This is a genomic window from Demequina zhanjiangensis, from assembly GCF_030418315.1.
Lineage (GTDB): Bacteria > Actinomycetota > Actinomycetes > Actinomycetales > Demequinaceae > Demequina > Demequina zhanjiangensis.
Genome location: NZ_JAUHPV010000011.1, coordinates 60671 through 71886, shown reverse-complemented (window position 1 = coordinate 71886; position 11216 = coordinate 60671). Strand labels below are relative to the sequence as shown.

General features: G+C 70.3%; 10 protein-coding genes. 5 read left to right on the top strand and 5 right to left on the bottom strand.

Features of this window, described 5'->3' with window-relative positions; all coding sequences use genetic code 11:
* Positions 1-76: 76 nt before the first annotated feature.
* From QQX04_RS14075 to QQX04_RS14055, 5 genes are all read right to left on the bottom strand, one after another.
* The gene (locus QQX04_RS14075) at positions 77-1432 is read right to left on the bottom strand and encodes a hypothetical protein (protein ID WP_301130272.1); all 1356 of its coding nucleotides are present in this window, start codon (positions 1430-1432) and stop codon (positions 77-79) included.
* Positions 1429-1974: an RNA polymerase sigma factor gene (locus QQX04_RS14070; RefSeq protein ID WP_301130270.1), complete on the bottom strand. Its 546-nt coding sequence runs from the start codon at positions 1972-1974 to the stop codon at positions 1429-1431. Before QQX04_RS14070 ends, QQX04_RS14075 begins: the two co-directional genes overlap by 4 nt.
* Positions 1975-2195: 221 nt before the next feature.
* The gene (locus QQX04_RS14065; protein WP_301130266.1) at positions 2196-2969 is read right to left on the bottom strand and encodes a DUF1206 domain-containing protein; all 774 of its coding nucleotides are present in this window, start codon (positions 2967-2969) and stop codon (positions 2196-2198) included.
* 56 nt (positions 2970-3025) lie between these two features.
* Complete coding sequence (locus QQX04_RS14060; RefSeq protein WP_301130264.1) at positions 3026-4168, bottom strand: hypothetical protein; 1143 nt, start codon at positions 4166-4168, stop codon at positions 3026-3028.
* A gap of 70 nt (positions 4169-4238) precedes the next feature.
* Positions 4239-5159 carry a LacI family DNA-binding transcriptional regulator gene (locus QQX04_RS14055; RefSeq protein WP_301130262.1) on the bottom strand — a complete coding sequence of 307 codons (921 nt, stop codon included), beginning with the start codon at positions 5157-5159 and terminating at the stop codon, positions 4239-4241.
* 131 nt (positions 5160-5290) lie between these two features.
* Here QQX04_RS14055 and QQX04_RS14050 point away from each other — a divergent pair, with 131 nt between their 5' ends.
* From QQX04_RS14050 to QQX04_RS14030, 5 genes are all read left to right on the top strand, one after another.
* Positions 5291-6343 carry a zinc-dependent alcohol dehydrogenase gene (locus tag QQX04_RS14050; RefSeq protein WP_301130260.1) on the top strand — a complete coding sequence of 351 codons (1053 nt, stop codon included), beginning with the start codon at positions 5291-5293 and terminating at the stop codon, positions 6341-6343.
* A 204-nt stretch (positions 6344-6547) separates the two neighbouring features.
* Positions 6548-7153, top strand: coding sequence for a 50S ribosomal protein L25/general stress protein Ctc (locus QQX04_RS14045; RefSeq protein ID WP_301130258.1), 606 nt, complete (start codon positions 6548-6550; stop codon positions 7151-7153).
* A gap of 85 nt (positions 7154-7238) precedes the next feature.
* A complete protein-coding gene (gene pth / locus QQX04_RS14040) occupies positions 7239-7811 on the top strand; it encodes an aminoacyl-tRNA hydrolase (protein ID WP_301130256.1) in 573 nt (190 codons plus the stop codon).
* A 133-nt stretch (positions 7812-7944) separates the two neighbouring features.
* Entirely contained in the window at positions 7945-8685 is a 741-nt protein-coding gene (locus QQX04_RS14035; RefSeq protein WP_301130254.1) for an HAD family hydrolase, read from the top strand.
* Positions 8682-11210: a glycoside hydrolase family 65 protein gene (locus QQX04_RS14030; protein WP_301130252.1), complete on the top strand. Its 2529-nt coding sequence runs from the start codon at positions 8682-8684 to the stop codon at positions 11208-11210. Before QQX04_RS14035 ends, QQX04_RS14030 begins: the two co-directional genes overlap by 4 nt.
* Positions 11211-11216 lie beyond the last annotated feature (6 nt).

Below are 11216 nucleotides of genomic sequence, written 5' to 3'. Positions count from 1 at the left end.
CCCCACCCAAAATTCGGCGGGGGGGGGGGGCGGGGGCCCCGCGGCCCCCCCGCCCCTCACGGCGTCCGGACGAGTCTCAGGCGCACTCGTAGACCTGCTGGGAGGCCTGCGCCTGGATCCCGACCACCCACACGCCGTCGCCGCGATCCCACGTCACCACGCTGCGTGCCTCAAGGAACTCCGCATAGGTGGAGTATGCGTAGGCGCCGACCCCGGAGACCATGTCGCCAGCCTCGTCGGACCAGGCCCAGGAGGAGTCGAAGAGGGTGTCATACACCGCGCGACTCACCGCATTGCCTCCCTCGACGGGCAGATACACGCGCTGACCGTCCACGTTGATCCCCGCCGCCACCCAGCCGTCGGCGTCGTGATGCGGGTCGATTGTCTCGTCGGCTCGGAAGCACGTACCCGACGCGGGCAGCATCTCGTCACCTTGATAGTTGGGACCCCCGAATGCCGCATTGGCGTCGGCATAGTCCGACCCTGCTTCCGATCCGAGCTCGATGGACGTGCCGAAGGCCGACACCAGGCGGTAGCGCACGTCGATCAGGCTAGGAACGAAGCCGTCAGACTGGTCCTGGACGAGCTGCCAGGGGCCCAGTGTGGCGATCACGGTGCGCTCTCCGTAGCCGAGGACCGCGCGCTCGTTGGGAGTGAGCGTCGTTCCAGGCGCCTCATTTCCCAGGAGCGCCATGTCGTCGGCGATCGTCAGGTCGATCGACCAACCCGGAGCGGGGCTGACAGCACGCGGCAGGGTGAGGCTGTCGTAGTTCGTCAGGGCGTCGAAGCTGCGAGCGCCGTTCTCCCATTCGGCCCACGGGGTCTCGCACCGATCGCTCGGCACCACTGAGGGGCATTGGATCCACCGGATGCCCGCGGCGTCGATCTCGTACAGTCGTGCCTCGTATCCGGACGTCCAGTAGTCGAAGCCGCCAGCCACCCACAGCACGATGTCCGCGTCTCCTCGCGTGCCCACGCTGAGGAAGGTCCCTCCTTCATCCGCGAGGGGCGCGGGAGCGGCGATGAGCGTGGGCTGATGCCACGTCTCACCCGTCGTCGGGTTCTCGAGCCGTTCGAGGATGCCGATGTCGTCGCCGGTGACGAGCGGGACTGCTGCCTCGCTGGGCTCAGGTGGGGCGCTCGGTGCCGTGGTCGGGCTTGCCGACGGGCTCGCGGTGACGGTGGGGGTGGGGCTCGGGGAGAGGGTGGCGGCGGGGTCACCGTCGTCGCTCGCACCCGGGAGCAGGAGGAAGGCTCCGAGGCTGAGGGCGCCTACGCCGAGCACCGTGGAGGTGCTGGTGACGAGCGCACGGGTGCGACGGCGACGCTTGACGGTGCCGACGGCTGTGAGCTCGTCGAACTCGGCGGCGTCGCGCAGCGAGGTGGCGAGTCGATCGTGGCGGCCCTGGAGGATGTCGCGCAGCTCGCTCATCGCAGGCCCCCGTCCGTGGTGACGACGTGTGTGGTCTCGAGGCTCTCGGCGGTGTCGTGGGTGCCGAGGGCGGTGTTGAGCTTCGTGAGCCCGTCGGAGACGTAGCGCTTGACCGTGCCCTCGGACAGTCCGAGGGTCTGAGCGGTGTCGCGTACGGACAGGTCCTCCAGGTAGCGCAGTGCGACGCAGGCGCGTTCGCGCGGACTGAGCGAGGCCATCGCGGCATCGACTGCGGCGTCGCCACCGAGCCCCTCTGTGGGGTCGGGGATGGCCTCGGGTATGGCGGTGCGCTGCATGCGGGAGCGTTCGGCGGAGTCCTTGCGGACCATGTCCACGTAGCGTGAGGCGATGGCGCGTCGGACGTAGCCTTCGGCCTGCGCGACCGTGTCGAACCCGCGTCTCTTGCTGAAGGTCGCGATGACGGCCTCCTGCACGAGGTCCTCCGCATGGTTGGCGCCCGCGAGCATCTCTGCGAAGGCCAGCAGGCGCCCTCTGCGAGCGCCGGCGACCTCGTGGAGCACCGGCTCCCACCGTGATGGCATCGTGTCCCTTTCCCCCTTCGTCACCTCTCAGACGAGGCCGCGCGTCGGCAGGGTTGGGGGCAGGCTAGCGAGATCGTCGATGGGTGGACGTCGGCCCGCGCCGGATGCGGAGGGACTCCTCCACAGGCGTGCGCCGCATGTCCGAAATGTCCGGTACAAATGGTGCCAGCGCCCGCGGACCGCACCCCTCGCAGCTCATCAATCGGTCCGCGGGTGCTTCCTCACATCCGGGCGTAGCGTGCGCGGCCGAACGAGTACAGACCGTATGCGGCGAAGCCGACGCCGATGGCAGCCACGAGCGCCGGACCACCGGGGAGCCCCAGCAGGGCTTCGAGCGCGCCGTCCACGCCCTTCGCCTCATCGGGGTCCGCTTGGATCGCCGCGATGGCGAACAGCACTCCGACTGCTCCGAGAGCAAGCCCCTTGCCCACGTAGCCGATCGTGCCGGTGACGCGGATCCCTGTGCCGACCTCCTCGTGAGAGGGGGTCTTGAGGTCCTCCTCGAAGCCCTTCGTGACGCCCTTGTGGACGTGGTACGCGCCGCCTGCGACGATCCCGAGGCCGATGAGCCCCACGAGGAGGCGTCCGGCGGGTGCGGCCATGAGGGTCGAGGCGAAGCCCGTCGCCTGACCGTCTCCACCGCCGGAGGAGCCGAGGATCACGGACATGGTCGTGCCGGCGAGCGCCAGGTACAGGACGCCCTTCGCCGCGGCCTTGCCACGGTCCTTCAGGTCGCCGTCCCTGAGGGCGTCGGCGAGCTGCCATAGCCCGAGCGCGACCAGCGCGGCGGCCGCGATCCACAGCAGTGCCGTGCCGAGCGGAAGGTCCTGGAGGCGTGAGAGCGCGGTGCTCTGGTCGGCCTCCGCGGAGGACCCGATCGCGATGCTCACGATCAGGTAGGCGAGCACCAGGTGCAGCAGGCCGGAGACGGCGAATCCACCCCTCGCGGCGGTGCGCCAGGCGTCACGGGCATCGGTCGAGGTCGAAGCGGTCATGCAAGAGGCAACGCGGTGCGGTGCGCGTGTAGTCCCGCGGGGACGGTCCGCGGGTGTCAGCACCAGGCGCGGAGCGAGACCGACTGGTTGAGCAGGAGCCACCAGCCGGACCCGTCTCCGGCGGGCACGCCGAGCACGGCGGGGGCGGTTGCGTACTCGGCGAGCGAGAGGGCCCGAGCGTCGGGCTCGAGCCGGATCCCCACCGGATTCTGCACGTAGTGGTCGTGCATCAGCGTCGCCAGGTCGCTCGCCTCGTCCATCGCGTACACGGGGAAGCCGTCGACCGTGCCGGCGACCTCCCAATCGGCCATGTCGGGGTCGGTCAGCAGGATGTTCCAGGTGAGCGTCTGCACTGGCCCGCAGGCCTGATCGAAGAGGTCGATGAACCGACCCTCGACCGTGCCGAAGCCGTTCTCCCACACCACGTCGTCCCACGCGGGCCTGGTGGGCGGGGCGTCGTACACGTCGCCGACGGGGGATCGTCGGCCGAACGCGACGTTCTCCAGGCCTGCGCCGTAGGCCACCCATGCGGGGTCGTCTCCCCAGCCGCCTTGGACGTCCTGCGTGAACCGGTCGACCGCCCAGAGGTTCACCGTCGCGATCTCAGCGGTGGACCACGAGCCTACGAGCGGCACGTAGGGCCCGCGCATGCTCAGCACGAGGCCGTCGAGGTCGACGTTGGCGGCGGTCGCGAGCGAGTCGTAGTACACCGTGTCGTCGGACTCGATCTCCGGCGACCAGTCGAGCGCGGTGACCTCCTGCCACGGGTACGGGAACGGAATCCAGGTGGGCGTGCCGTCGGCCGCGACCTCCACGATCTCGCCGGATCCGTCGTGGCGCAGGATGTCCGCCCCGGCGCGGCTGCCGATGCGGTGCCAGGTGCCGACGCCGTCCCAGGTGTTCCAGAACACGTCCTCCACCGACCAGGCGGGCGTGTCGATCGCGGCCGCCTCGGTGAGCCAGCTCTCGCCGGTCGTGGCCTGGGAGGCGCGCAGCTCGGCCTCGGTCGCGTCCATGTCGGGGTTGCGTCCCTCGGGCGCCGTCGGTTCCGGGACGACGGTGGCGACGGTCGGTGAGGGGGTCGCCGTCGGCGCGGCGGTCTGGGAGGGGCTCGCGGTCGGCTGGGAGCCGCCTGAGCACGCGGCGAGGGCGAACGCTGCGGCGAGGCTCACGATCACGTGGATCCTCTGTGCCCTCATGTGCCGTCCCCTTGTCGCACTGTGCCCCTCCCACGAACCTAGTCCGCGGCTGGCCCCGAGGCGATCAGGATCAGGCGGTGTCGCCGTCGGTGACCTGGGACACCGGCGAGGGTCGCGGTCCGGGATCGATGCCCAGGGCGGCGAACGCGGCGCGTCGGCCGTACTCGGTGGCGTCGATGGTGACCGTGGTGAGGCGGGTCAACCAGGGGGCCGGCGCCTGCCCGCCGTCGAAGCCGATGACGGCAAGGTCGTCTGGCGCTGATCTGCCCTCATGGTGCATGGCGACGAGGAGGCGGAGGGCGAGCGTGTCGTCGTAGCACGCGGCCGCGGTGACGTCTGGGTGGTCGCGCAGGAGCGCGGCGGCGGCGGCACGCGCCTGATCGTCGTCGGAGGGCAGCGCCAGGGGGACGAGTCGAGCCCCCTGGGCCTCGGCTGCCTCCGCCGCGTGGCGGAGCCGAAGCTCGGCGAGCCTGTGCGCCTTGGGGTCCTCCGGGATCGCGAAGGCGATCACCCGGTGTCCAAGGGTCGCGAGGTGCTCGATCTGCCGGGACGTGTGTGCGGCGAGCCCTGTGCTCCACCCGCCGTCCGCGGTGCCGGTCGCGTCCGGGCCGTAGAGGGTGCCCAGGTCGATGACGGCGCGGGGCCGCACATCGGCGATCGTGCGCGCCAGGTCGCCGCCCGCGGCGGGATGCACCAGGAGGGTGTGCCCGTGCTCGGCGAGCGTGGACGACAGCCCCGCGGTGAAGGCCTCCAGGGAGGGGCCGTGGGGGATGTCGGCGGTGTCGAGCAGGACGACGCGGGAGCTGCCTTCGCGGAGGGCGCGCGCGACGCCGTGGGGCACGTACGCCAGCTCCGCGGCGGCGGCGTGCACGCGGGAGCGCGTCGCCTCGGGGATGGTCTGCCCCGGGGTGTCGTTGAGCACGAAGCTCGCGGTCGTAGGCGAGACGCCGGCGGCGGCCGCGACATCGCGGAGGGTCGCCCGTTTCGGCATCGCGTCTCCTCCGTGGTCGATTCCTGTCGTGGCTCATGCCTATGCTAGGCCCACTGAACCGATTTAGTGACGTGTCAACGACGCGACGTCCACCCGGGACGAGCGGCACGCATTCCCGTGGGAGGGAACCCATGACCACCACCGAGACCAGCACCGAGCCCGCGACCATGTCCACCATCGTCGTCACGGGGCCCGGCACCGTCGACGAGATCCACGAGACCCGCCCCGAGGTGGGCGCCAGCGACGTCCTGCTCGACGTCAAGGCATGCGGGATCTGCGGCTCCGACGCGATGTACACCGCAGTCGGCGGCATCCCGCCGCGTCAGGGCGCGACGCCCCTCGGCCACGAGCCCGCGGGCGTCGTCGTCGCCGTCGGCGCCGACGTGGAGGGAATCGCTGTCGGCGACCACGTGGTGGTGAACCCCATGGCCGCCTCCGACGGCATCATCGGATCCGGCGGCGCCCAGGGCGGACTCTCCGAGCAGCTGCTCATTCGAGGCGCGAAGCTCGACGTGCACCTCAAGGTCATCCCTGACGACGTTCCCTGGGCCGTCGCGGCGCTGAACGAGCCCATGGCAGTCGCGCGCCACGCCGTCAACCGGTCCGGCGCCAAGGCGGGCCAGAAGGCCGTGGTCTTCGGCGCGGGCCCCATCGGACTGGGCGCCGCCATCTCCATGAAGCTCCGGGGCGTCGAGCACGTGGTCGTCGTGGACGTCGTCCCGTCCCGTCTCGAGACCGCCCTCGCCGTGGGCGCCGACGCCGTCATCAACTCCGCGGAGGAGGACGTGACCGCCCGCCTCCTCGAGCTTCACGGCACCGCCCCGCGCAGCTTCGTGCGCGGCGATCGGCCCGACACCGACGTGTACCTGGACGCTGCAGGCGCCGCGCCCGTGATCGCCACGATCGCCGAGTCCGCCAAGCACGGCGCGACCGCCACCGTCGTCGGCGTCCACAAGAAGCCGGTCGAGCTCGACCTCGGCGCGCTGCTCACCACGGAGCTGACCCTCACCCTGTCCATGGGATACCCCACGGAGATCTTCGAGGTCACGGAGGATCTGGTGAACCACTGGGAGCGCTTCGCCCACCTCGTGTCCCACCAGATCCCGCGCGCCGACGCGCTCCACGCCCTCGAGCTCGCCGCCACTCCCGGCGCCGCCGAGAAGGTCGTCGTCGTCTTCGAATGAGAGACGGTGCCGGGGTGAGGAACGGCCCTCGCCCCGGCAGCCGACGACGGGTGGAATCGACCCCGGGAAGCAGGTAGACTGTTCCAGTTCCTCGGCGAGGTTGAGCCCGCGCAGGGCCCGACGTGATCGACGCGGCAGAAGCGCCACGGCTCTGCCTTGCCGTGCAACCGCTATCTGTCCGCAATTCTCACGAGGAGAACCCCGATGTCTGATGAGCTGAAGCTCGCCGCCGAGGCCCGCACCGAGTTCGGCAAGGGCGCCGCCCGCCGCACCCGCGCCGCCGGCAAGATCCCCGCCGTCCTCTACGGTCACGGCACCGACCCCGTCCACGTGGTCCTCCCGGGCCACGCCACGATGATGGCCCTCAAGCACGCGAACGCGCTGCTCACCATCGAGTGGGACAAGAACTCCGAGCTCGCGCTCGCCAAGGACATCCAGCGCGACCCGGTCAAGCGCACCATCGAGCACGTCGACCTGCTGCTCGTGAAGAAGGGCGAGAAGGTCTCCGTCGAGATCCCCGTCCACGTCACCGGCGAGACCTTCGGCTCGACGATCCACGTCCAGGAGCTCAACACCCTCCACATCGAGGCCGAGGCCACGCACCTCCCCGAGTCGGTCGAGGTGTCGGTCGAGGACCTCGAGGAGGGCGCCAAGATCACCGCCGGTGAGATCGCGCTGCCCAAGGGCTCGCTGCTCCTCACCGACCCCGAGGCCCTCGTGGTCCACGTGACCCAGCCGCGCACCGCCGCTGAGCCCGAGGAGACCGAGGCTGCCGCCGAGGAGGCGCCCGCCGAGGAGTCGGCAGAGTAACCTCTGCCTCACGCGTGACAGCGCCCGGCCCGCACCACGCGGGCCGGGCGTTCGCCATTCCAGCCACCATCACACGAGGACATCCATGAGCATGCTCGTCATCGGCCTGGGCAACCCGGGCGAGGAGTACGCGGCCACGCGCCACAACATCGGCGCCATGGTCGTGGAGGAGCTCGCCTCCCGCGGGGGCGCCGCCCTGTCGGCGCACAAGAAGACGCGGACCCGGTCCACCGTCGCCCGCCTCGTGGGCCAGGCGGTGCAGCTGGGCGTGCCGATGACCTACATGAACGTCTCCGGCGGCCCCGTGAGCTCGCTCGCCAAGTACGTCTCGGTCGAGCCGACCGACGTGATCGTCGTCCACGACGAGCTCGACATCCCGTTCGGCACCGTCAAGCTCAAGCGCGGCGGCGGGTCGGGCGGCCATAACGGGCTCAAGGACGTCACGAAGGCGCTCGGCACCCCGGACTACATCCGGGTCCGCGTGGGCATCGGCCGCCCCCCGGGCCGCATGGACGCGGCCACCTTCGTCCTCAAGCCGTTCTCGGCCGCCGAACGCAAGGAGCTCCCCTTCCTCGTCTCCGACGGCGCCGACGCCGTCGAAGCGGTCCTCGGCGACGGCCTCGAGGCCGCCCAGCAGCGCTTCCACAGTCCGTCGTAGCAGGATCGCGGCCCTTTTCGGGTGGACACGGCCCCCATCCCGCTGACTACTATCGAAGTAAGACCAGAAGGTGGGTCCCGGACTCTCCCGCCCGGGCCTGCGTGACCGACCGAGCACTCGCAGGAGGCGCATCATGTCGTGGCACATCCCCCAGGCCCCGGGTGAGGGGTACACGGCCGCGCTGTTCGACCTCGACGGCGTCCTGACGCCGACGCTCGAGGTGCAGATGGCCGCATGGCAGCGTCTCTTCGACGACTACTTCACCGCGCAGGGCATCACACCCGCGTACTCGAGCGCGGACTACTTCGCGCACGTCGACGGCGTGCCCCGGTACGACGGCGTGGCGCGCTGCCTCAAGTCCCGCGGGGTGGAGATCCCCTGGGGCGACCCGGCCGACGCGCCCGGCACCGAGACCGTCTGCGGCCTCGGCAACGCGAAGAACGAGGCCTACCTGTCAGTGCTCAAGGAGACCGGCGTGACGCCCTACCCCGGATCGATGGAGCTCGTGGAGCACCTCGAGTCGATCGGCGACGTGCCGATGGCCGTCGTGTCGAGCTCGCGCAACGCCGACGCCGTCCTGGAGGCCGCAGGCCTCGCCGGGCGCTTCCCCGTGGTCGTGTCCGCGGTCACGGCCGCCGAGAAGGGCCTTCCCGGCAAGCCCGCGCCCGACACCTTCCTGCTCGCGGCGGACCTGCTGGGAGTTCCCGCCAAGGAGTGCGTGGTCGTGGAGGACGCGCTCACCGGCGTCGCCGCAGGGCGCGCGGGAGGCTTCGGCCTCGTGCTCGGCGTCGACCGCGGTGCAGGCGAGGACGCGCTCGAGATCGCCGGAGCGAACGTCGTGGTCAAGGATCTCAGCGAGACGATCGCACGATGAAGGCTGCTCACCGGCCTCTCCGGGACACGAGTGCGCCCGAGTACATGGACCGCCTGCGTTTCCCCGCGGACCCATGGAAGCTGATCGAGACCTCCTTCGACGTCGATGACCTCGGCACGACCGAGACGCTCTTCGCCGTCGGCAACGGCTACCTCGGCCTGCGCGGCAACATCGAGGAAGGGCACGACGCCCACCAGCACGGCACGTTCATCAACGGCTTCCACGAGACGTGGCCCATCCGCCACGCCGAGGAGGCGTACGGATTCGCGCGCACCGGCCAGACGATCGTCAACGTGCCCGACCCGAAGGTCATCCGCCTCTACGTGGACGACGAGCCGCTGCTGCTCTCCGTGGCGGACCTGATCGACTACTCGCGCACGCTCGACATGAAGGAGGGCGTGCTGACGCGCGACCTCCTGTGGCGCACGCCCGCGGGCAACAGGGTGCGCGTGAGGTCCTCCCGCATGGTGTCCTTCGCGCAGCGCCACCTGGCGGTGATGCGCTTCGAGGTGACGCTCCTGGACAACGAGGCGCCGATCGCGATCTCGTCGCAGATGCTCAACCGGGGTGCGGGGCTCGACGAGTACCGGGCGACCAAGCAGCCCACGTCAGGCTTCGACCCCCGTAAGGCGGAGAAGCTCGACGAGCGGGTGCTCGAGCCGCGCATCCACCACGGCGACGACCACCGCGTCGTCCTGGGCTACCGCACCCACGACTCCGGCATGACGCTCGCGTGCTCCATGGAGCACCACATCGAGTCCGACGTCGAGTACTCGACCACCACAGAGGTGGCGCCCGATTATGCGAAGCAGCTGTACCGGGCCCGCCTTCAGCCCGGAGAGACGTTCTCGCTCACCAAGGTCGTCAGCTATCACACGTCGCGCATGGTGCCTCCGCGCGAGCTCGCCGACCGCTGCATCCGTACGCTCGACCGCGTCCGCGAGGAGGGCGTGGAGAAGCAGTTCGAGGACCAGCGTCAGTGGCTCGCCGACTTCTGGGAGCGGTCCGACGTCGAGATCGAGGGCATGTCGGACATCCAGCAGGCGGTGCGCTGGAACATCTTCCAGCTGCTGCAGGCGGCCGCGCGTGGCGACGGGTACGGCGTTCCCGCGAAGGGCGTCACCGGCTCCGGCTACGGCGGTCACTTCTTCTGGGACACCGAGATCTACGCCGTCCCGTTCTTCATCTACACGTCCCCGGTGATCGCGCGCAACGCGCTGCGCTACCGGTATCGACTGCTTCCTGCGGCGGAGCGCCGGGCCGGCGAGCTCGCGCAGAACGGCGCGCTGTTCCCCTGGCGCACGATCAACGGCGAGGAGGCGTCGGCCTACTACGCGGCGGGCACGGCGCAGTATCACATCGACGCCGACATCTCCTATGCGATCAACAAGTACGTGCTCGCCACAGGGGACGACGAGTTCCTCGCCCGGGAGGGCGTGGACATCCTGGTGCAGACGGCGCGCATGTGGGCCGACCTGGGCTTCTGGAGGCACTCCCGCGGTGAGGGCGAGTCGTTCCGCATCCACGGCGTCACCGGGCCCGATGAGTACACGACGGTCGTGAACGACAACCTTTACACGAACGTCATGGCGCGCTTCAACCTGCGCTGTGCCGCCGAGTCCGTGCGCAAGCTGCGGGGCCAGTGGCCCGACCAGTACGCCAAGATGGTCGCCCGCCTCGACCTCCAGGAGGAGGAGATCGAGGAGTGGGAGCGCGCCGCCGAGGGCATGGCGATCCTCTGGGACGAGCAGCTGGGCATCCACCCGCAGGATGCGCTGTTCCACGAGCGTGAGGTCTGGGACCTCGAGAACACGCCGCCCGAGAAGCGACCGCTCCTGCTGCACTTCCACCCGCTGGTCATCTACCGCTTCCAGGTCCTCAAGCAGGCCGACGTGGTGCTTGCGCTGTTCCTCCAGGGCGAGCACTTCACTCCCGAGGAGAAGCGCGCCGACTTCGAGTACTACGACCCGATCACCACGGGCGACTCGACCCTGTCCGGCGTGGTCCAGTCGATCATCGCGGCCGAGGTGGGCTACCACCAGCTCGCCCTGCGCTACTTCTGGGACGGGCTGTTCGTCGACCTCGCCAACCTCCACGACAACACCGCCGACGGTGTGCACGTCGCCTCCACCGGTGGCGTGTGGTCGGCGCTGGTCCACGGCTTCGGAGGCTTCCGCGACCACGGCGAGGGGCTCAACTTCGACCCCCGCCTGCCCGACAGCTGGGAGTCGCTCACCTACCGCGTCACGGTCCACGCGAACCGCCTCAAGGTGACGGTGCGTCAGAGCACGATCTCGTTCGAGATCGAGCGCGGCCGCGCCCTGTCCGTGAACGTGCGTGGCGAGCGGCATCTGGTCACGCCCGAGAACGAGGTCGTGGTGCCGCTCAAGCACCAGGGACCGCGCATCGATGGGGCGCCTGACCCCGCGGCGTTCCATGGCACGCTGCGCGCCGACGGTTCGGTCATCACCGCGTCGCTGCCCGCCATGGTGAACGACGCGGGCGAGGAGCAGGTGGTCGACTGACCCGGT